The 21,736-nt window shown below is 73.0% G+C and carries 15 protein-coding genes; 10 read left to right on the top strand and 5 right to left on the bottom strand.

What is annotated here, in order from left to right; genetic code table 11:
- Nucleotides 1–86: 86 nt before the first annotated feature.
- The 3 genes from LZ495_RS36580 to LZ495_RS36570 all read right to left on the bottom strand — a co-directional run bounded on the left by LZ495_RS36580 (nt 87) and on the right by LZ495_RS36570 (nt 6,054).
- Nucleotides 87–1,562 carry a DUF5719 family protein gene (locus LZ495_RS36580; RefSeq protein ID WP_235057471.1) on the bottom strand — a complete coding sequence of 492 codons (1,476 nt, stop codon included), beginning with the start codon at nt 1,560–1,562 and terminating at the stop codon, nt 87–89.
- Nucleotides 1,559–5,584, bottom strand: coding sequence for a glycosyltransferase (locus LZ495_RS36575; protein ID WP_235057470.1), 4,026 nt, complete (start codon nt 5,582–5,584; stop codon nt 1,559–1,561). Before LZ495_RS36575 ends, LZ495_RS36580 begins: the two co-directional genes overlap by 4 nt.
- A 197-nt stretch (nt 5,585–5,781) precedes the next feature.
- Nucleotides 5,782–6,054 carry a WhiB family transcriptional regulator gene (locus LZ495_RS36570; RefSeq protein ID WP_235057469.1) on the bottom strand — a complete coding sequence of 91 codons (273 nt, stop codon included), beginning with the start codon at nt 6,052–6,054 and terminating at the stop codon, nt 5,782–5,784.
- Between the two features lie 910 nt (nt 6,055–6,964).
- On the opposite strand from LZ495_RS36570, the gene LZ495_RS36565 reads away from it, so the two are divergent.
- The 5 genes from LZ495_RS36565 to LZ495_RS36545 all read left to right on the top strand — a co-directional run bounded on the left by LZ495_RS36565 (nt 6,965) and on the right by LZ495_RS36545 (nt 11,290).
- Nucleotides 6,965–7,531: a cysteine dioxygenase gene (locus LZ495_RS36565; protein WP_235057468.1), complete on the top strand. Its 567-nt coding sequence runs from the start codon at nt 6,965–6,967 to the stop codon at nt 7,529–7,531.
- On the top strand, nt 7,528–7,944 hold the full coding sequence (locus LZ495_RS36560; RefSeq protein WP_235057467.1) for a rhodanese-like domain-containing protein: 417 nt from the start codon (nt 7,528–7,530) through the stop codon (nt 7,942–7,944). The genes LZ495_RS36565 and LZ495_RS36560 overlap by 4 nt, the downstream gene beginning before the upstream one ends.
- Before the next feature lie 272 nt (nt 7,945–8,216).
- Nucleotides 8,217–9,194, top strand: a complete 978-nt coding sequence (gene cofD, locus LZ495_RS36555) for a 2-phospho-L-lactate transferase (protein WP_235057466.1) — start codon at nt 8,217–8,219, stop codon at nt 9,192–9,194.
- The gene (locus LZ495_RS36550) at nt 9,191–10,522 is read left to right on the top strand and encodes a coenzyme F420-0:L-glutamate ligase (RefSeq protein ID WP_235057465.1); all 1,332 of its coding nucleotides are present in this window, start codon (nt 9,191–9,193) and stop codon (nt 10,520–10,522) included. Before cofD ends, LZ495_RS36550 begins: the two co-directional genes overlap by 4 nt.
- A 144-nt stretch (nt 10,523–10,666) precedes the next feature.
- Nucleotides 10,667–11,290, top strand: a complete 624-nt coding sequence (locus LZ495_RS36545) for a Uma2 family endonuclease (RefSeq protein ID WP_235057464.1) — start codon at nt 10,667–10,669, stop codon at nt 11,288–11,290.
- On the opposite strand, the gene LZ495_RS36540 is transcribed toward LZ495_RS36545, so the two are convergent.
- Nucleotides 11,287–12,201: a DNA-3-methyladenine glycosylase family protein gene (locus LZ495_RS36540; protein ID WP_235057463.1), complete on the bottom strand. Its 915-nt coding sequence runs from the start codon at nt 12,199–12,201 to the stop codon at nt 11,287–11,289. The two genes, LZ495_RS36545 and LZ495_RS36540, sit on opposite strands and share 4 nt — an antisense overlap.
- Before the next feature lie 332 nt (nt 12,202–12,533).
- Here LZ495_RS36540 and LZ495_RS36535 point away from each other — a divergent pair, with 332 nt between their 5' ends.
- Complete coding sequence (locus LZ495_RS36535; protein WP_235057462.1) at nt 12,534–13,667, top strand: glycosyltransferase family 4 protein; 1,134 nt, start codon at nt 12,534–12,536, stop codon at nt 13,665–13,667.
- A 54-nt stretch (nt 13,668–13,721) separates the two neighbouring features.
- Here the strand turns inward: LZ495_RS36535 and LZ495_RS36530 are convergent, their stop codons facing one another.
- Nucleotides 13,722–14,876 (bottom strand): peptidoglycan recognition protein family protein, encoded by a 1,155-nt coding sequence (locus LZ495_RS36530; RefSeq protein WP_235057461.1) that lies wholly within the window; start codon nt 14,874–14,876, stop codon nt 13,722–13,724.
- A 365-nt stretch (nt 14,877–15,241) separates the two neighbouring features.
- On the opposite strand from LZ495_RS36530, the gene LZ495_RS36525 reads away from it, so the two are divergent.
- The 4 genes from LZ495_RS36525 to LZ495_RS36510 all read left to right on the top strand — a co-directional run bounded on the left by LZ495_RS36525 (nt 15,242) and on the right by LZ495_RS36510 (nt 21,668).
- Nucleotides 15,242–15,997: a TIGR03089 family protein gene (locus LZ495_RS36525; RefSeq protein WP_235057460.1), complete on the top strand. Its 756-nt coding sequence runs from the start codon at nt 15,242–15,244 to the stop codon at nt 15,995–15,997.
- 75 nt (nt 15,998–16,072) lie between these two features.
- Nucleotides 16,073–17,734, top strand: a complete 1,662-nt coding sequence (locus tag LZ495_RS36520; RefSeq protein WP_235057459.1) for an LCP family protein — start codon at nt 16,073–16,075, stop codon at nt 17,732–17,734.
- Nucleotides 17,735–17,943: 209 nt separating this feature from the next.
- On the top strand, nt 17,944–19,728 hold the full coding sequence (locus tag LZ495_RS36515; protein WP_235057458.1) for an LCP family protein: 1,785 nt from the start codon (nt 17,944–17,946) through the stop codon (nt 19,726–19,728).
- A gap of 104 nt (nt 19,729–19,832) precedes the next feature.
- Nucleotides 19,833–21,668, top strand: a complete 1,836-nt coding sequence (locus LZ495_RS36510) for an LCP family protein (protein ID WP_235057457.1) — start codon at nt 19,833–19,835, stop codon at nt 21,666–21,668.
- The last annotated feature ends 68 nt before the right edge of the window (nt 21,669–21,736 follow it).

Here is a 21,736-nt window from a genome sequence, read left to right as displayed (position 1 = left end):
GGGCAGGCGCCGCCGCTTCGCTGCCTGCTGCTTGCTGCCTCTGCTTGTTGCCTGCTGCTTGTTGCCTGCTGCTTGTTGTCGGCCTGCTACTTCTTGGCCTTGGCCGCGGGCTCTTCCGGGACCATGATCGCCATGTCGCCGCGGACCGTCGGCAGCGCCACCGAGTCGCGCGCCGGGGACATCCCCTGGATGGTGAACATCGGCAGCTTGTCGGCCTGTTCACTGAGCATCCGGGCAGCGTGCACGGGGCCCGAGCCGGCCTGCGGCTCGACGGTCAGCGCGAACTGCGCGGCACCGGCCGGGACCGGTACGGGCACCGCGACCGTGGTGCCCGCAGGCACGTCGACCTCGGCGGTGGCGGTGTCGCCGGCCGCGGGGGTCGAAGTCAGCTTGACCTTCGCGGGGCCCTCGGGGGCGGTCAGGTAGACGAGGCTGCCCAGCGTGCCGCCCGCGCGGTTGTCGGCGAGGACCGCCCGCCCGGTCAGCGCCGGGGTGGGGGCCAGGAACGCGACGTCGGTGGTCTCGCCGCTGCCGCGGGTGACGCGTACCCCGACCAGGATGTCGGCGCGGGACGCGGTCAGTTTGAGTGCGGCGGCCTCGCCCTTGGTGATGTCGCCGAGGTCGACCACGGTGGTGCGGCCCCGCTTGACGGTCGCCGACTCGAATCCGGCGGGCGTGAACGTGCTGGCCTTGCCCGCGAGTTGGATGCCGACGTCGGTGTCGGTGTCGCTCGCGCCGTACATCACCAGGGTCACGTTGGTGGCGTCCTGGGGCAGCCCGGGCACCACGAACGACCGGCCGGGACGCCCCGCCTGGGGCACCCAGTCGGTGCCCGCCGCGCCGTTCTGGTCGCGGACCGCGGCGGCGATGCGGCCGGACCGCACGAGCACGTGGACGGCCGCCACCTCGCCGTTCGGGGCAAGTGTCTTGAGCCGGATGTTGTCCGACTTGCCGGGCGGGAAGACCAGGCTGCGGCCGCCTTCGGCCTGGACCTGGCCGTCCGGGCCGTAGAGCTCGACGTCGATCTGCGCGCTGACGTTGGTGCTGTTGCTGAGGTAGAGGTACGCCTCGCGGTTCTCGGCGTTCGAGGTGCCGACGAACCAGTGGTCGGTGCCCGGCGCCTGGCACACCGCGCCGGACAGGCCGCGGCCCGGACCCGCGCCGAGGCGCGTGGTGGACTGCGCGGCGAAGCCGGGGGCGTACGCACCGGACGCGGTCCAGCCGAGCGCCTCGATCTCCGGCTGGTCCAGGAGCACCGACTTGGGCTTGCCGACGGCGTCGAGCCGGCCCGGCTGCTCGGCCTTGTCGGCGACCTTCGCGAGCACCGCCTCGCCGCCCGCGGCGTCCGCGCCGCCGCCCGGGGCGACCGCGCTGTACAGCGTGGCGGCACCCGGCGTGGCGCGGATCTGCGGGCAGACCGCGTCGGCGCGCTGCACCGGGACCTGCTTGGCGGCGGCCGGCGCGGCGGCGTTGCCGGACGACGGCTTGGTGAGCGTGGCGATGCCCGCGATCAGGACCAGGACCGCGACCGCCACGGCCAGGGAGAGGGTCGTGCGCTTCACGCTTGGCCTCCGGGTCGGGGCGGCTGCTGCGGAGGCCAGGGGCCGTCCTCGCCGGGCTGCGGGTGCTGCGGGGCGGGCTCGCCGGGGTACGGCGGGGGCGCCGACGGGTCGTAGGCGCCGTACCCGCCCTGGTCGTAGCCGGACTGGTCGTAGCCGCCCTGCGGGTAGCCGGACTGGTCGTAACCGCCCTGGCCGTAGCCCGCCTGGTCGTAACCGGGCTGGTCGTAGCCGGGCCGGCCGGGCTGCTGGTACTGGCCCTGCCCGTAGCCGTCCTGCGGGTAGCCGGACTGGTCGTAGCCGCCCGGGTACGGGACCTGCGGGACGCCGCCGGTGTCGTAGCCGGAGCCCTCGTAGCCGGAGCCTTCGTAGCCGGACTGGCCGTAGCCGCCGGGCTGCGCGCCGGGTGCCGGGAAGGCGCCGGAGTCGGCTCCCGCGTACTGGTCGCCCGCGGGCTGCGCCGCGTAGGCGCCCGAGTCGTAGTCGGCGCCGCCCGGCAGCGCTCCTTCGCGCGGCCGGAAGCCGCGGGCGTACTGCCCGAGGTCCCAGTCGTCGTCGGGTGCCGCGGCCGGTTCCCCGCCGGCGCTGGGCGACGGCAGGAACAGCGACCCGGTCGGGACCTCGCTCGATTCCGGCGTGGGGTCCGGCGCGGAGGTGCCCTTGGCTGCGGCTTCGGCCTCCGCCGCGGCGCGGACCCGGCGGGCCCGGCGGCCGCCGCCGGGGAGCGCCGAGCTGCCGGTGTCGCCCGGTTCGCCGGCCTGGGCCGGGACCGGGGCGGCCCGGCGGCCGCCGCTGCCGGGGGCCTCCGGCATGTCGTCGTCGGTGCCGCGGCGCCGGGCGGGCAGCGCGAGGATGACCACGACGAGCAGCAGGGCGCCTTCGGCGGCGAGCCAGGCGCCGCGGCCGCCGCCTTCGTAGGCGATGTCCAGGCGGCCGCCGCCGGCCGGGAGGTCAAAGCCCTGGCTCCAGCCGTCGAGGGTGCGGGCCTTGAGCTCGCGGCCATCGAGGGTGGCCTTCCAGCCTGCGTCGGCGCGTTCGGCCAGCCGCAGGATGCGGCCTTCGGGGCCCGGGTCGATGCGGGTGGAGACCTTGTCGGTGCCGGAGGTGACCGGGACGGTCTTGCCGTCCGGCTGCTGGATGCTCACCCGGGCGTTGACGCCTTCGACGCGCCACAGCATGCTGCCGTGCTCGGCCGACTTGCGCAGCAGTCCCGGGGTGCCGTCGAGGCGGTTGACCAGGGTCGGGTCGGCGGGTGCCTGGACGAGCACGTACCGGATCGCGAAGTTGGACAGCCCGGCGGCGTCGGCGCTGCCGGTGCCGGACAGGAAGGCCGCGACGTAGTCGTACAGCGGCTTGGTCTGCTTGGCGTCCGGCGCGACGTCGGCGTCGCCGAGGTAGAGCCCGCCGCCGCGGACCAGCGTCGAGGTGACCGCGCCGGCGCCGTCGGTGCGGAGCACCAGGGTGCGGGCCCGGTCGGTGCTGGCGTTGTCGGAGGCGATGAACGCGGGGACGTACGGGCCGCCCTGCCGGTCCAGCGGACCGGATGCGCCCTGCCAGGCCCACGCGGCCGCGGCGGCCAGCGGGGTGAGCGCCGCGATGGCCGCGACGACCACCGAAGTGGGCTGGCGCCAGCCGAAGTTCATGGCCGCGACACGGGACCGGGCGTCCTCGGCGCCGACCATGGCGGCGGCCACCAGGCCGAGGCCCATGAGGACGACGGCCACGCCGGGCCACGCGGCGACCTTGCCGGCGTCGGCGGGCGCGGTCACCTCCAGGCGGCCGACCACGAGGGCGAAGAGCAGGCCGGCCAGCGCGACCGCCCAGCCGGTCAGGACCGCGCGGCGGCGCGAGTCGCGCAGCAGTGCGGCGAGCGCGGCGAGCAGCAGGCCGGCGGTGACCACCGCGGGGATGGTGCCGGGGCCGCCCGGGTCGAGGAGCAGCAGGCCGAGCGGGTTCGCGCCGCGCTCGGACAGGCCCTCGGCGGCGAGGCCGGGTTCGAGGAAGAGCCGGTCGCCCTCGATCATCGAGGGGGTCCACGGCAGCAGCAGGACCAGCGGGGTGACCAGTACCGCGGCCACCCGCAGCACCAGTGCGCGGGAGAGGTTCCCGGCGAAGTGCGCGGCGGGCAGGGCGGCGAGGCCGAGCGTCGCGGCGAGCACCCACACGAGCGGGACGAACGCGGTGGCGAACGCGAGGACCAGGCCGGTCGCCCACGCGGCGCGCCAGGACTCGGGCAGGTTTCCGAGGCCGGCGACCTGGACCGCGCCGCGCGCGATCAGCGGGGCGAGGACGAGGACGACGGCGGTGCCGATGCGTCCGGTGGCGATGGCGCCGGTGGCGACCGGGAGCAGCGCGTACACCGCGGCGCCCCAGGCGCGTACGGCGGTGTTGGCGACCAGCTTGCGGGAGCTGAAGTAGGCGGTGAGGCCGGCCAGCGGCACGCTGCCGAGCAGCAGCACGGTGACCGCGGTGGAGGCGCTGCCGAACAGCACGGTGCCGAGTGCCGCGACGAAGGCGAGGTACGGAGGTGCGGTCGCGTCCCCGCCCAGGCCGACGCCGTGCCAGCTCTCGGTGAAGCGGTGCCACAGGTCGCCCGCGGAGTCGGGGGCGGGCAGCAGGGCGCCGCCGAGCAGGCGGCCGCCGGTGAGGACGTCGCGGGCGGCGAAGAGGGTGACGCCGATCAGGAGGACGGCGAGCAGGACGCCGGGCCGCTGCACGACGGCGCGCAGCCGGGCGAAGTTCTCGACTTCGAGGTCCTCGGCATCCTCCGAGGTGGGGCCGCTGTCCAGCACGCTGTGCCGGCTGCGGCGGCCGCCTTCCGGTTCGACGCGGCGGCTGATGCTGCCGACCAGCGAGTCGAAGGCGTGCCGGACGCTGGCGCCGCGCGGCGGGAACAGGTCGCGGAAGTCGGCGTCCTCGGCGACGCGGGTGCGGCGGCGGGCACGGCGGCCGGACATGACGCGGAACGGGCGCAGGAGGACCGAGAAGACGCCGATGAACTCGTCGAGCGCCATGCGCGGCAGCTTGCCGACGAGGTAGCCGAGCGCGCGCACGATGGTGCCGAGGAACAGCCGGAGCCACACCAGCGGCAGCGTCTTGCCGGGGGTGTTGGCGAGCAGGGTGTAGACGGCGCCCGCACGGTCGACGCGGTGCGGGTGGTCGGGGGCGCAGTCGATGGGGCGGCGTTCGCGGGTGGCCGCCTCGGCGTGCAGGACGACGGCGTCCGGAACGACGACGACGCGGTGCCCGGCGGCGTTGACGCGCCAGCCGAAGTCGGTGTCGTCGCGGCTGAACGGCAGGCGCGGGTCGAAGCCGCCGAGCGCCTCCCACACGTCGCGGCGGACCAGGAGGCCGGGGCTGCCGACGGAGAGGACGCCGCGGACCGCGTCGTGCTGGCCCTGGTCCTGCTCGCGGCGCTCCAGACCGGTCCAGCGGCGGCCGCTGCGCGCGATGGTGGTGCCGACCTCCAGGAGCTGGCGCCGGTCGTACCAGCTGCGCACCTTGGGGCCGAGCACGGCGGCGGACGGGAGTTCGTCGGCGGCCCGGAGCAGCAGGTGCAGGGCGTCCGGGGCGGGCTCGCTGTCGTCGTGCAGGAGCCAGAACCACTCGACGAGTTCGCCGGAGCGGCTGCCGCCGGGCTGGTCGTCGTCGGGTCGCCCGAAAGAGTCCGGGCCGTAGGGGTCCGCGCTCGCGACGTAGCCGTCGATGGAGTACGGAAGGGAGGCGGCGTCCGTGACCGGGACCGTGCGGACCGCCTCGGCGACGGCGTCGCCGAAGGTCGCGGTGCGGTCGGTGCGGATTACCGAGGCGGGCCCGAGGGCGTCCTCGAGCAGCCGGGGGGTGGCGTCGGTGCTGCCGGTGTCGACCGCGACCACGCGCTGGACGGGCCGCTCCTGGCCGAGCAGGCCGGTCAGCGTGCCGGGCAGCCAGCGGGCTCCGTCGTGGGCGACGAGGACCGCGGTGACGACATGTCTCGGATACGCCGGCGCGTGCGCGTAGGCCGACTGTTGCGTGAAAAGTGGCATCAGGGCTAAGGACCCCGGGAGGCTCGGGAGCGACGGCGGAGATCATCCGGCACCCGGCCGGACGGCCCCACACTACGCGACCGCGCGCTGCTCTCCAGGTCGGTCCACGATGCCGGCCCGGGTTCGGCAGGTTCCCGGGCGGAATATGCGGGTAGGACAACTGGTCGGCCCGGGTCCGGGCCGACGGGCGGTCCGGATCAGACCGCGCGCTTCTTCAGGCGGCGGCGCTCACGCTCGGACAGGCCGCCCCAGATGCCGAAACGCTCGTCGTTGGCCAGGGCGTACTCGAGGCATTCGTCGCGCACCTCGCACGAGAAGCACACCTTCTTGGCCTCGCGGGTCGAACCGCCCTTTTCCGGAAAGAAGGACTCGGGGTCGGTCTGCGCGCACAGTGCGCGCTCCTGCCACGTGAGTTCCTCCTCCTCTTCCATCACGCCGTCCTCGACCAGCAGCTGCAACAGCTCGCCCATCGCGTGCCTCCTCGACCCTTTTACGTCCCCGTTATATCGCCGTGACCAGTAATGGTCACAGCATGTGTGAAATTACAAGCGCGTCGTTACTGTCCCGTCAAGCCGAGCTCTGCTATTGGGGCCCGGATTCACCCCCCGGGACCACACCACCCCGCGGGTTGGACGTATTCCACCAAACTCGGACATATCAATCAAGCTCGAGTTTCCGTCCCGATGCTGCATGCTTCGCTTCGGCCTCGCCGGCACCTTCCGGTCCAACCCGTCCGATGCCGACTCGTAATGGACCTACGTGTCGCGCGCACATCAGGGTTCCCAGCTTCCGGCGAAAATCTCACCGGAATGACCGACGTCACAGCGGACAGCCGCCCTGGCAGACCAGCCAGGCGACATGTCAGGAAATCACTCCCCCAGCGTCCGCTTTTTCAATCCTCCCGACATTCTCGTCACCCGAATCGGCGATCCGCGCCCCCGCGGGTCACCCGCGAGGCGGACGCCGAGTTGACAGCGGCCCCCTGGAGCAGGTGTCCTTTTCGTCATGTCCGCACACCGCATGCCCCTCCGGAGTCGCCAGGCCGACGTCCGTGGAGAGTCCGCTGCGCTGTGTTGTCGCACCTGTATGAGCTGAGGGCGACCTTTCCGTACGCCCTCGCCGCGCAGGCGGTGCCCAGGACCAGGTACGTCCGGCACACCCCTTCCGGTTCGAACCCGCGGTGACGACCCGCGGCCCGCGACGCCATCCGCGTCCGGCCGCCGGACTCCCGCCGGCGCCTCGGCCGCCTTGCGCCCGGCTCAGCTCCCCCGGCCCGGGCCGCCTGCAGCAGTACGCGGCGCCCGTCGGCCACCGGCACCAGTCCGACTCCCGCGCGACGGCCGCCCCCGCCGCGCCACCGCTCCCGAGGACTTCCCGCGCATGTCCAGTGACATCACGGTCGCCGGCGACCCGCTCGCCGCACCTGCCCGACTCGCCCTGCCGACCGCTCCCGCGGTCCGCCCGTCCGTGGCCCGCCTCGCCGGGCTGGCCGCCAAGTACACCGCCGAGGTCGCCCAGGCGCTCGACACCGTCGAGTACGACCCGGTCTCCCGCTGGTACCGCCTGCTGCACGCCGCCGACGACCACGAGGTGTGGCTGCTGAGCTGGCTGCCCGGCCAGGGCACCGGCCTGCACGACCACGGCGGTTCGTCCGGCGTCTTCTCGGTGGTCAGCGGCGAGCTGCACGAGCGCTCGCTGGTGGTCACCCCGCTGCGCCGGGCCGGCGCCCGCGAGCGCGTGCTGCGCCCGGGCGGCAGCCGGGTGTTCGGCCCGACGTACGTGCACGAGGTCACCAACATGGGCACCGAGCCCGCGGTGAGCGTGCACGTGTATGCGCCGCGCCTGACCGCGATGACCATGTACGACGCCGACCACGAGGTGCTCAGCAGGCCCGGCACCGAGCCGCTCGCGCAGCTGCGCGTGGAGCGCTCCGGAGAGCACTGGTGAGCGCGGTGCACACCGGGGGTGTGCAGGCTGCGGGGCCGACGCGAGTGGACGCACTGCTCGCTTCGGCCCGGTCGCGTTATACCCGGATCGGGCCGCGCGAGGCGTACGAGGAAGCCGCGGCCGGCGCCGTGCTGGTGGACACCCGCAACGCGGGTCAGCGGGCTGCGGACGGCGTCGTCCCCGGCGCGCTGATCGTGGAGCGCAACCACCTCGAATGGCGCTTCGACCCGGAGGGCGACGCCCGGCTGCCGGCGGCCACCGGCTTCGACGTCCGGGTCATCGTGCTGTGCGACGAGGGCTACGCGTCCAGCCTGGCCGCGGCCTCGCTGCTCGACCTCGGCCTGCACCGTGCGACGGATGTCGTCGGCGGCTTCCAGGCCTGGAAGGCCGAGGGGCTCCCCGTCGAGGCGTGAGTACTGGGCGGCGGCCGTACATAGGTGTACGGCCGCCGCCGCGTGCGCGGGGCTGTCGAATTCGGCGGTCGGCTCCGGGGTGTTCCTATCCGCTGCGGGCGTCTGCTGCCTCCTCGCCATCGCCCTCTTCGTCACGGTCTCGGCGCTGCGCCGCGGCAACCGCTGAGCGCGGCGGCGCCGCGCAGGCGGGCCGGACGCAGTGGGGCGGGGCGCCCGCCCATGTCGCGCCCCGGTCGGCGGCAGTCCGCGGCGGGCCTGCGAGACTGGGTGGCATGCGCATCGTGGTACTGGCCGGCGGGATCGGCGGAGCTCGGTTCCTGCGGGGCCTCAAGGCAGCGGAACCCCAGGCGGACATCACTGTCGTCGGCAACACCGGCGACGACATCCACCTCTTCGGACTCAAGGTCTGCCCGGACCTCGACACCGTGATGTACACCCTCGGCGAGGGCATCAACGAGGAGCAGGGCTGGGGGCGCCGCGAGGAGACGTGGAGCATCCGCGAGGAGATGGGCAAGTACGGCGTCGAACCGACCTGGTTCGGGCTGGGCGACCGTGATTACGCGACGCACATCGTGCGCACCCAGATGATGAGTGCGGGCTACGGCCTCAGCGCGGTCACCGAGGCGCTGTGCGCGCGGTGGCAGCCGGGCGTCCGCCTCATCCCCATGTCGGACGACCGCGTCGAGACCCACGTGGTGGTCGACGACCCGGACCGGCCGGGCACCCGCAAGGCCATCCACTTCCAGGAGTACTGGGTCAAGCTGCGCGCCGAACCGACCGCGCACGCGATCGTCGCGGTGGGCATCGAGGAGGCCAAGCCGGCCCCGGGTGTGCTGGCCGCGATCGCCGAGGCCGACGTCATCCTGTTCCCGCCGTCGAACCCGGTGGTGAGCATCGGGACCATCCTCGGCGTGCCGGGCATCAGGGACGCCCTGGTCGAGGCGTCCGCACCGGTGGTCGGACTGTCCCCGATCGTGGGCGGCGCGCCGGTGCGCGGCATGGCCGACAAGGTCCTGGAGGCGGTCGGCGTGGAGACCTCCGCGCTCGCGGTCGCCAAGCACTACGGCCCCGGGCTGCTCGACGGCTGGCTGGTCGACACCGCGGACGCCGCGTCCGTCCCGGGGGTCGAGGAGGCCGGCATCCCGTGCCGCGCGGTGCCGCTGATGATGACCGACGTCGAGGCCACCGCGGCGATGGCCCGGGCGGCACTGGACCTGGCCGCCGAGGTCCGCGCCGAGGCCGGCGCGTGACGCCGCCGCGCGGCTACCAGGTCCTCGGGCTGCCGGGGATCCCCGAGGTGCGCGAGGGCGACGACCTTGCGGAGCTGATTGCGGAGGCGGCTTCTGCGGAGGCCGGGCCGGGTTTGCTCGACGGCGACATCCTGGTGGTCACCTCGAAGATCGTCAGCAAGGCCGAGGGCCGGCTGCTGCGCGGCGTGGACCGCGAGAAGGTCATCGACTCCGAGGCGGTCCGGGTCGTCGCACGGCGCGGCAACACGCGCATCGTGGAGACCCGGCACGGCTTCGTGATGGCCGCGGCGGGGGTCGACGCGTCCAACACCGAGCCGGGCACGCTGCTGCTGCTCCCGGAAGACTCCGACGTGTCGGCCCGCGCGCTGCGCGCCGGACTCGCGGCGCGGACCGGGCGGCGGGTGGGTGTCGTGGTGAGCGACACCTTCGGCCGGCCGTGGCGTACCGGACTCACCGACGTCGCGATCGGCGTCGCGGGGCTCGACGCGCTGGACGACCACCGCGGGCGCACCGACACGCACGGCAACGAGCTGGCCGTGACGGTCACCGCGGTCGTCGACGAACTGGCGTCCGCGGCCGAGCTGGTGAAGGGCAAGGCGGGTGCGGTCCCGGTCGCGGTCGTGCGCGGCCTCGACCACCTGGTCACCGCGGACGACGGCGCGGGCATCCGCGCGGTCGTGCGGAGTTCGGTGGACGACATGTTCCGGCTGGGCACCGACGACGCCCTGCGGGAGGGTGCTCGGGGCGCGATCGCGGCGCGGCGGACCATCCGCGCGTTCACCCCCGAGCCGGTCGACCCGGCCGCGGTACGCCGCGCGGTCGGCGCGGCGGTCACCGCACCGGCACCGCACCACACGGTTCCGTGGCGCTTCGTGCTGCTCGAGTCGGAGGCGTCCCGCACCCGGCTGCTGGACGCGATGCGCGACGCGTGGGTGCGCGACCTGCGGGCCGACGGCCTCGACGAGGACGCGATCGCGCGGCGTGTGGCGCGCGGCGATCTGCTGCGCAACGCCCCCTACTTGGCGGTGCCTTGCCTGGTCACCGACGGCGCGCACAGCTACCCGGACGCGGTACGGACGGCGGCGGAGCGCGAGATGTTCGTCGTCTCGGCGGGCGCGGCGGTCCAGAACATGCTGATCGCGCTGGCCGCGGAGGGCCTGGGGTCGGCGTGGGTGTCGTCCACGATGTTCTGCCGCGACACGGTGCGGGAGGTCCTGGACCTGCCGACCGGGTGGGACCCGATGGGCGCGATCGCGATCGGGCACGCTGCGGAGCCGCCGCGGGAGCGCCCGGCACGGACCGCGGACGATGTGATCGCGGTCCGCTGACGACTACTGGTGTGGAATGACCGAAGTCCCGCTCATTGAGCGGGACTTCGGCATTAGTACGACTATTTGCGAGATATTCCTTCCCCGGTGCGATCTTCGCCCGATCGCGCTGCGACGACGACCACACGCGTCCAGACTCGCCGCGTGACCATCACCGTCGACCGGGCTCGCACCACGAGTGCGCCGGATAGCATCGAGGAAGAACCCAGGGCTTCGGAGCGTGATCACGTGACCAGACCACACGATCCATTCAGGGATGTGTATCTCGCCATGGACAACCCCGGGGACTACCGCACCGAGTACCTGCGCGGCCAGATCGTCATGATGTCGTCGGCTTCGACGATCCATAACCGGATCCTCATGCTCATCGGACAGCAAGCGCCCGAAGGTGTGCTGGCCTATGCGACGCAAGGCATCGAGTTCAGCACCATCTCGGACCTGCCCGAACCTGATGTGGTGTTCGCCGAAGACGGTGCGATCACGGGCAACCCGAACTACATTCCGGCGGAACTGACACTCGCTGTCGTCGAGATCGTTTCCCCGAGCAATTGGCGTACCGATGTGCTCGAGAAGGCCGAGCTCTACGCCGAAGGACGGGTCGGGACATACGTGCTCGTGGACCCGCGGGACGGCACCATCACGGTTTACTCCCGCCCGAACGGCAAGGTCTACCAGGACCGTTCGCGATATCAGTTCGGCGAGCCCGTGCCGATGCCGTACGGGGCGGACCTGGACACCTCTAGGTTCCCGACCTACCCGCCGCGCTAGATGCGGGAGTAGTCGCGCGGGGCGAAGCGGGGCGCTCTGCGGGGTGTCCTCGGGCCGGCCATGCGGATCAGCAGGGCCGCGCGGTGGCGGTGGCCGCGGTAGGGCTCCAGGAGTTCGAGCATGCGGGGGTCGTCGGCGGGGGTGCCGGTGAGGGCGTAGCCGACCTGCTTGCACAGGTGGAGGTCGCCGACCGAGAGTGCGTCGGGGTCGCCGTGGGAGCGCTGCATGGTCTCGGCGGTGGTCCACACGCCGATGCCGGGGACCAGCTTGAGGAGGCGGGAGGCCTCCTGGCGGGTAGCGGCGGCGGTGCGTTCCAGGGCGGGGGCCACGCGTACCGCTTCCATGATGGTGCGGGAGCGCTTGTGGTCGACGCCGGCGCGGTGCCAGTCCCAGGTGGGGATGCGGGCCCAGGTCGCGGCGTCGGGGATGACCCGGAGGCCGTCGGGGACGGGGCCCGGGGCGGGTTCGCCGTGCCAGTGGACCAGCAGTTTGAAGGCCTTGCGGGCCTCGATGGTGGTCACCTTTTGCTCGAGGATCGACGGGATGAGCGCGGCCAGGACCAGGTCGGTCCGGGGCATGCGCATGCCCCGGCGCTGCCGGAACGCGTCGTGGAGCAGCGGGTGGTGGTGGGACGGGAAGGCGTCCGGGTCGTCGTCGGCGCCGAGCAGGGCCGGGAGGCGGTCGAGCTGCCAGGCTGCGCCCGGGCCCCAGGCCTGGCCGGTGACCTCGCCGGTCGCGCGTGAGGCGGTGATGCGGAGGGCGCAGGGGCCGTCGGGGGTGCGGGCGCTGCGCCAGACCGAGCCGTCGGGTGCGGTGCGGTAGGTCGGGTCGCTGTTGCCGCGCTGCAGTTGGCCGAGGGTGAGGCGCAGGTCGAGTTCGTAGGGCGGGCGCCAGGTGCGGGTCTGCTCCACCGCGCCCCCTCCTGCCGACCGGATCTTCACCTGGACTGACGCGCTGCGTGCGCGGCCGCAAAACGGTAACACCGTGCTCGGACAGACCCGCGCGGTTGCGCGTCCCGCGCCGGCGACGAGGGAGGGCGGGCGGGAACGTAAGGGAAGGGCCGGAACGGGGTGGGGTGGAGTGGGACCCGACCGGGCCGGAACGCAATGGGGGTACGACGACGCGGCCGGGGGCTGCGGAGGGGCGCGGGCCACGCAAGCGGGGGGACCTGCGCGGAGGCGGGACGCGAGCTAGTTGCCCCTACATCTGGTTTTCGGGCCGTCACGCTGCGCACAATCGGCTTATGCGGGTGATGGTGTTCGGCACGTATGACACGACCGTGCACCCCCGGGTCGGGATCCTCGTCGAGGGCCTGCAGCGTCAGGGGGTCGACGTCGTCGTGTGCAACGCGGCGCTCGGGCAGGACGACGCGGGCCCGGCGAGACCGCCGCGGCATCGGGCCGGGACTCCCCGCAAGCGCATGCGGCACGCCGGGAAGCTGGCCGAACTGGCTGCTCGGGCGCGGCGGTTGCCGAAGCCCGATGTGGTGCTGTGCGGCTATCAGGGGCGGGTGGACATCCAGGTCGCGCGGCGGTTGTTCCCGCGGGTGCCGCTGGTGCTGGACCACCTGGAGAGCGTGGACGACGTCGCCGACCGGACCGGGCGGCCCCCGCGGGTGGGGCTGCGCGTCGCGATGCGGGTCGAGGCGTCCGCGCTGCATGCCGCGGATCTGATCCTGGTGGACACCGAGGAGCACCGCCGGGTGCTGGCCGCGGCGGATCGGGAACGTGCCGTGGTGGTGCCGATCGGGGCCGCTCCGCACTGGTTCGATGCCGGTCGGGACATCGGCGGCGATCTCGTGCCGCCGATCGAACCGGCAAGCCGGGAGCGCCCGTTGCGGATCGTCGCGCACGGGTTGTTCTCGCCCGTGCACGGGGCGACGGTGATCGGGGCGGCACTGCGACAGTTGGACGGCTACCCGCTCGCCGTCACCCTGGTCGGCCGCGGCCTTCAGCTCCAGCGCACTCGCGACCTGGTGGGGCAGGATCCGCGGGTGCGCTGGCACGCCTGGGTGCCCGGTTCCGAACTCCCGCGCCTGGTGGCCCGGCACGATGTGTGCCTGGGGGTTTTCGGTACGGGCGCCAAGGCGTTGCGGCTGGTGCCGAACAAGGTGTTCCAGGGCGCGGCGGCCGGCTGCGCGGTGGTGACCTCGGACACCGCGCCGCAGCACCGGATGCTGGGCGGCGCCGCGCGGTTCGTGCCGGCCGGGAACCCGGACGCGCTCGCGGACACCCTGCGGCGGCTGGCCGGGCATCCGGCCGAGGTGGTGCGGCTGCGTACCGCGGCGGTGGAGTTGGCACGCGAGCGGTTCACTCCGCAGGCGGTGGTCGAGCCTCTTGTGGAGCGGCTGGAGCGGATGGTCGGGAAGGGCTCGTAAGCGGTCGGACGAGGGCTCGTCGAGGAGCTCGCCGAGGGGCTCGGCGGCGGTCGGCTACTGCATGAGGCGTTCGGCGCCGCGGCGCAGCCGCCACAGGTTCTCGTAGAGCTTCTGGCCAGGGCACTCGGTGTTGAAGGCGTCGCGGTGGCCCGCGATGACGTTGAAGCGCGCGCCGGTGCCGGCCGGGAACTTGCTGCCACTGTCGGCGGAGGTAAGTTCGGCCTTGCCGAGGGGGTCGGCACCGTGCAGGCCGAGCTTCCAGGCCAGGACGCGGCTGAGGCCGTCGACGAGGGCGGCGGGCGGGGCGGTCCCGGTGTACGTGCCCATCGCGGCCACCGCCGCGGTGTCGTTGTTGAAGCCGAGCGTGTGGGCGCCCTTGACGGGCTTGTCGACGCCGCCGGCCCGGCCTTCGTAGATGGTGCCGCAGCGGTCGACGAGGAAGTTGTAGCCGATGTCCGCCCAGCCGTTGGTCTTCACGTGGTAGCGGTAGATCGAGCGCAGCACGGCGGGCGAGTCGGCGCAGGTGAAGTCGTTGCTGTCGGCGGTGTGGTGCACGAACATCGCCTTGACGGTGTTCGTGTACTTGAAGGTCAGGTCGCGCAGCGTCTCGTCGGCGCCCCACTCGGCGCGGCCGACGATCGCGGGCCGGCTGGCGGTACGGGGCGCGGACTGCGCGGCGGGGCCGATGCGGGAGTCCGCGGCGGAGACGCCGGGGTCGACGAGGTCGAGCCGCAGGCCGCGCGGGAGTTCGCCGCCGAGGAGGCCGACGCGTACTTGCGCGCCGTCGGAACGGCCCACCCACAGGGGCTCGGTGGCGCCGCGGGCGGTGGCCGGGCGGGGTGCGTCTTCGGCGTACATGCCGGTGCCGTCGCCGCCGACGCGCAGGGTGCGCCAGTCGGTCCAGGTCCCGGCGGTCCTGGTACGGACGGTCACCGCGAGCCGGGGGCTCGCGGCGGGGTCGTCCCAGGAGACGCCGACGAGCGAGAAGCTGCGGGTGGTCTGAGCCGGCGTCAGGACCATGGTGCGGCCGGCCCCGGGGACGGGGGTGCGGGCGGCGACGACGTCCACGCCGCGCAGTGCGGTGGTGTGCGTCGCACCTGAGACCGGCGCGGGCATCGGCACAGGGGCCGCGGCAGCGGACGGGATGGCCAAGGGGATCGCGACAGCGGCGGCCAACAGCGGGGCGCACAAGGCTTTCCTGGCGGACAAGGAGGCTCTCCGACTCACTCGCGGTCACGTACGGGGTGCGCTTTCGCACACCAACGTCTGGTTCCTCCGTGGTGTGCGTGTAGTGCTGATCCGAGGAACGCCACCCGGATGGCGCAGATCCCCGCGGCTGCGGGGACGGAGGCAACGAGGACGGGGCAAGGGGAACGAGGAGACGCAGGGGACGCGGGGAAGAGGGGCGGGACGAGCGACGGTGGCGTGCGCGGCGGGTAGTCGGTCCGGCGGCGGGTCGGGGCGGAGTGAGCGGGCAGGGCGAGACGTGGCCGAGGGGTGCGGGCCGGCGGAGGTGTGGCGGGTGGGTGTGCGGGGTGTCCGAAGGCTGCGGTGCGGGTCCGTAGAGTGGCGGGATGCCTGAGACTCCTGTGTCGCTGCTGCGTGCGGCGATGGCGGCCGATGCCACGCGCCCGTTCACCACGTTCTACGACGACGCGACCGGGGAGCGGGTCGAGTTGTCGGTGGCGACGTTCGACAACTGGGTGGCGAAGACCGCGAACCTGCTGCAGGACGACCTGGGGGCCGAGCCGGGGCAGCGGTTGGCTCTGCTGCTGCCCGCGCACTGGCAGGCGCAGGTGTGGCTGATGGCGAGCTGGGCGGTGGGGCTGGTCGTGGTGCCGGACGGCGACCCGGCAGGGGCCGATCTGGTGGTGAGCGGGCCGGACACGCTGGACGCGGCACGCGCGTGCGGCGGGGAGCGGGTGGCGCTGTCGCTGCGGCCCATGGGGGCGCGGTTCACCGAGGTGCCGGCCGGGTTCCTGGACTACGCGGCGGAAGTGGCCGGGCATGGCGACCGGTTCGTTCCCTATGTGCCGGTGGGCGCCGATGCCGAGGCTCTGGAGCTGGACGGCCGGACGCGGACCGCGGCGGAGGTCGGCCAGGCGGGGGCCGATGCGGCCGCGGAGTGGGGGCTGACGTCCGGGGACCGCCTTTTGAGCGCATTGCCGTTCACTCGTGAGGGTGGTTTGCGGGCGGGCCTCCTTGCCCCGCTCGCGGCGGCCGTACCTGTGGTTTTGTGCAGAAACCTCGAACAGATCGACGAATCCGCCCTGGAACGACGGATTTCGACCGAGCGCGTCACCCGTACGATCACTGATTCCGAAGGCTGAACCCCGGCCGGACACCTGGGGCGTCCGCCGTCACACCGACCGGGGCAACTGCGTGCGGGGAGGTGACGACGGGGCATGGCCAAGAGGCGTACTCCGTCCGGCAGCGCATCGGGAGACGGCGGCCGGGCCGCGGACGGGAGGGGCGGCCGAGCCGCGGAGCGCCGTGCGCGGCGCAAGCGCAACCGGCGCCGCAAGGTGGTGCTGCCGTTGGCGATCGTCGGCTCGCTGCTCCTGCTGACCGGTGTGGCGGGGGCGTTCGTCGCCTACCGGACCCTGAACGGCAACATCAAGACCGACGCGGTCAAGGGCAAGCTGAGCCAGGACCGCCCCGAGCCGGGCAACGGCCGGGCGCTGAACCTGGTGGTCATCGGCTCCGACTCGCGGGCCGGCGCCAACAAGGCGCTGGGCGGCGGCAAGGACGAGGGCGAGCGCTCCGACACCACGCTGCTCGTGCACCTGTCCGCGGACCGCAAGCGCGCGGTGGTCATGAGCATCCCGCGCGACATCCTGGTCACCGTGCCGCCCTGCGTGCTGCGCAGCGGCTCGAAGTCCGAAGAGCGCACCCGCCAGATGTTCAACTCGGCCTACGAGTTGGGCGGCGCGGCCTGTACCCGCAACACCCTCGAACGCATGACCGGTATGCGCATCGACCACCACATCATCGTGGACTTCTCCGGCTTCAAGGGCATGGTCGACGCGGTCGGCGGCGTGGAGATCTGCCTGCCGCAGGCCGTCCAGGACAAGACCGGGAAGATCTCGCTGGCCGCCGGGCAGCGCAAGGTCGGCGGCAAGGAGGCGCTCGACTTCGTCCGCCTGCGGCACGACGAGGCGATCGGCGGCAACGGCAGCGACCTGGGCCGCATCAAGCGCCAGCAGGCCTTCATCGCCTCGCTCGCCAAGCAGATCACCAGCAGCAAGGTGCTGCTCAACCCGGCCCGGCTCTTCAACCTCGCGGACGCGATGACCAAGTCGATCCGCGCCGACGAAGGCCTGGACTCGGTCAAGGCGCTCGTCGACCTGGCGCGCAGCGTGCAGGGCATCAAGTCGTCGGAGATCACCTTCGTCACCGTGCCGGTGTTCGACTCGCCGACCGACAAGAACCGGCTGGAGCTGATCCAGCCGGACGCGAAGCGGCTCTTCCAGGCCATCAACACCGACGAGCCGATCAGCGGCCGCAAGCCGGGCGCGGCTTCCGCCCCGGTCCAGGCCGGCGCGGCACCGGTCGGCAAGCCGGGAACGCCGGCGGCGAGCGGGACTGCGGGTACGGCAGGGACACCGGGCACCCCGGGTGCCCCCGGCGGCGCCCAGACCTCTCCCCCGTCGTCCGCCGCCCCGCCTGCGCTGCCACCGGGCGCGGTGCCGCCGTCGCAGGTGCACGTGAAGGTGCTCAACGGCACCGGCCGGCCCGGGGTGGCCCGCGAGGTCGGCGACGAGCTGACGCGGCGCGGGTTCGTGGTCGAGTCGACCGGCAACGCGCCTCAGCAGGCCGCCGCCACCACGATCGAGCACGCTCCGGGGCTCGCCAGCCAGGCGCGTACGCTGGCCGCCACCGTGCCGAACTCCGAACTGGCGCCCAAGAGCGGGGCGCCGCAGCAAGTGGTCCTGACCATCGGGAGTTCGTACACCGGGATCACTCCGCCGGGTGCGCCCGCGGGAGTGGCCGCACCGGCGACCTCGGCACCGCCGCTGAAGGTCGCGACGCGCGACGGGGATCAGGACATCTGCAAGGCCACCTGATCACACCCCGGCTTTCCTCACCTGAACAGCGCAAAGTACCGTGCCTGCCTACCGCCGGACAGCTGCAACGCGGCACGTCACTCCATCGTGATGTGACATAGGTCACATGCGCCGCGCAACATGCAACTCACCCTTCCGTCGGTACGTCTATCTGGACACCGGCCACCCGGAGTTCGCACCTGCGCACTTCCGGACACGGGGGCCGATTCATGTCGCACGGCAGGGAGCGGAACCTGGTGGCCAGCAGCGAGCAGGACCCGAGTACGGCAGGTCCGGATCCGGCGGAGACCGCCGCATCCGGGGAGCCGACCGTGCCCGAGGTCCCGCCCGCGGATGCGGCGGAGAACGACGAGGCCGCAGCGAGCGCCGAGCCGGCGGCCGAACCGGAGGCATCCGAGGCTGCAGTCGCGGCCGAGCCCGCAGCCGAGGCCACCCCCGAGCCCGCTGCCGAGGCGGTCCCTGCGTCCGAGCCCGTACCGGCGCCCGCGGCCGAGCCCGCCGCAGCCGCGCCGGAGGAGACCGTCCTGCCCGCCGCCCCCGTGCTCATCGCGCACCCGGCCCGCCGCAAGCGGCGCTGGCGGCGTGTGCTGATCAGCATGGCGGTCGCGATGGCGGTGCTGGCCACCGCGGCCGGGGTGACCGCGTTCGTGCTCTACCGGCAGCTCGACGGCAACATCACCACCGAGTACGTGGCGGAGAAGATCGGCCCGTCCCGGCCGCCGGTGATGCCCGAGGCTTACGGCGCGGTCAACATCCTGCTGATGGGATCGGACGACCGGACCGGCGAGAACATCGAGTACGGCGACATCGGCGAGGGCACCAAGCGCTCCGACACCACGATCCTGCTGCACCTCTCCGCGGACCGGAAGAGCTCGGTCGCGGTGAGCATCCCGCGCGACCTGATGGTCCAGATCCCGTCCTGCGTGCGCGACGACGGCACCACCTCGCGCGCCTACAAGGACCAGTTCAACCACGCGTTCGAGATCGGCGGCTCGGCCTGCACGATCAAGACCGTGGAGCAGATGACGCAGGTGCAGATCGACCACCACATCGTCATCGACTTCACCGGCTTCAAGCGCATGGTCGACGCGGTGGACGGCGTCGAGGTGTGCCTGGACGAGCCGCTGCGCGACCGGGCCGCGAAGCTCGACCTGCCGGCCGGGCGCCAGGAGCTCGACGGCGAGGAGTCGCTCGCGTACGTCCGGGCCCGCAAGAACCTCGGCGACGGCAGCGACACCCAGCGCATGGTCCGCCAGCAGCGCTTCCTCGCTTCGCTGTTCAACAAGGTGCAGTCCAACGGCGTGCTGTTCAACCCGATCAAGCTGTACAGCCTGCTGGACGCCGGCACGCGCTCCATCACCGCCGACCCGGGGCTGGACTCGCTCGACGAGCTGACCAAGCTCTCCAAGAGCGTCTCGGGCATCCCGTCCGACAAGTCCGCGTTCCTGACCGTGCCGCGGCAGCAGTACCGGTACAACACCAACCGCGACGAGCTGGTCCAACCGGAGGCCGACGCGCTGTTCACCGCGATCCGCTACGACCGCGTCGCGGTCGGCAAGCCCGAACCCGGGGTCGACGCGGACGGCGACGGCGTGGAGGACAGCGGCTCGGTCCGGATCGACGACCCGAACCCGGTGCTGCCCGACGAGCCCCCGGGCGGCACGCCCGGCGACGGCACGTCCACCGGCACCGCGGACCCCGACGGCGATGGCCCGGCGACCCTGCGGCCGGGCAGCACGCCCACCGGGAAGGCGCAGCCCGGCGTACCGTCCCGCACTCCCCGGGCCGGCACTTCCCCGACCGCCGAGACCGACGGCAGCAGCAGTTCGCCGACCGGCACCGCCGACCCCTCCGGGTCCGCATCGCCGGACGCCACCGCGGCGCCGACCGACGGCAGTTCGCCCAGCTCCGGGGCGACCACCGCGGTACCGGTCCCGACCGGCCCGATAGTCACCGTCACCGGTCGCACAGTGGACCAGGACGTGTGCTCATGAAGCCGGGAAGCGGCCGCTAGGGTGACACTTTCGTACGCACGAGCAACGCGCGACCGGGGAGCTGCGCATGCCGAACCACAGGTAGCCGGGAGGGGAAGCGGGTCGTGAACGCACGCAACGCGCCCAGGCACGGCCAGTCGGACAACGAGTTCGACGGCCTCGACGACGCCGACGTCGCCGACCTGTGGGTCATGGACCCGGACACCGGCAACTACCAGCTCCGCTCGCCGGGCCCGGCCGCCCCGGCACCGCGCCGCGGCGAACCCGACGACGACGACCCGTTCGCCTCGCTCTACCGCGACTCCGCGGGCAGCGCGGGCGGCTCGCGGGCGCGTACCGTCGCGCCGCAGCGCAGCGAACCGGACGTCGAACCGCGGACCTCGCGCCGGACGGCCGCGGCCGCCGCGCCGCCGCCGCGGAGCAAGGCCAAGAAGCGGCTCAAGTGGACCGCGATAGGCCTGGCCGTCGTCCTGGTGGTCATAGCCGGGGCCGCATACGGCTACTACTGGTACCTCAACAACCGCATCAAGAAGACCGAGCGAAGCGGCGCCAACGAGGTGCCCAAGGCGGCCGCCGACGAGTTCGGCCGGGTACCGCTCAACATTCTGCTGATCGGCTCCGACACCCGGGTCGGCGAAGGCAACACCGGGTACGGCGACAAGGGCCACGAGGGCCTGGCCGACACCACGATCCTGATGCACCTGTCCGCGGACCGCTCGAACGCGACGATGGTCAGCATCCCGCGCGACACGATGGTCGACCGCCCGTCGTGCAAGTACGACAAGGGCGTACAGCCGGCGTCCACGAACAAGGTGCAGTTCAACACCACGCTCCGGGCACCCGGCGGAGCCCCGTGCACCGTCGCCACGGTCGAGCGCATGCTCGGCGTCCAGGTCGACCACTACTTGATGATCGACTTCAAGGGCGTCAAGGAGATGACCAAGGCGGTCGACGGCGTCCCGATCAATCTGTGCGAGCCGATCAACGACCCCGTACGCCCGAACAAGCAGGGCGGCACCGGCCTGAAGCTGCCCGCCGGGCCGCAGCGCCTGGAAGGCAACGACGCGCTGCAGTTCCTGCGCGCCCGGCACGCCTTCGGCGACGGCAGCGACCTGGCCCGCATCGAGGCGCAGAAGAGCTTCCTGATGGCCCTCGCGCGCGAGATCAAGACCAGCGCGACCTGGAAGGACCCGGCCGCGGTGATCGGGATCGCCCAGGCGGCCACCGGCAACCTGCAGGTCGACAAGGGCCTCGGCAGCATCAACAAGCTCGTGGGGCTCGGCAACGAGATCAAGAAGGTCCCCGAGAAGCGGATGGCCTTCACCACGCTGCCGATCGAGCCCTACCCGGGGAACCCGGAGGCGTGGGTCCAGCAGCGCCAGCCCGATGCCAACAAGCTGTGGGAAGCGCTGCGCACCGACACCGCCGTGACCAAGGGCGATCCGGCCGCACCCGTGCCCGGCGCGGCTCCCGAGACACCGGTCGCCGCCCCGCCGGCGCCGCCCACCGTCGACCCGTCCACGGTCCGGGTCACGGTCCGCAACACCACCAAGTACCCGAAGGCCAAGGCGGTCGCCACTCAGCTGACCGAGCTGAAGTACAAGGCGACGGCGGACACCGCGAACAGCGGTACGCCGCGCGACAACAGCGTCGTCAAGTACCCGAAGGGCAAGGCCGACACGGCCAAGCAGATCGCCGCCGCGGTCGGCATGTCGCCGCTGGCGATCGAGGAAAGCACCGCGGCGGGCAGCACGTTCGAGCTGGTCATCGGCTCGGACTTCCCCGGGCTCACCGGCGCCGCGCCCACCAAGGGCACAACGGCGGGCGCCCCCGGCACCACCGCGGCCTCGGCACCGCCGATCGCGGTCCCGCCGGCCGAGGAGCTCAAGCTCAACACTGCGGACAACACGTCCTGCATCTCGACCGGAAAGAAGAGGTAGGCAGGGCACCGCTTTTGGCTCATGGACGGTCCGCGGGCGGGTCGAAAGGGACACTTTCCGGTCCTGCG

The sequence above is a fragment of the Yinghuangia soli genome (assembly GCF_021502675.1).
GTDB classification, from domain to species: Bacteria; Actinomycetota; Actinomycetes; order Streptomycetales; family Streptomycetaceae; genus Yinghuangia; species Yinghuangia soli.
Note: the sequence above shows the minus strand (reverse complement) of the source record. Positions and strands in the feature narration are given on the sequence as shown.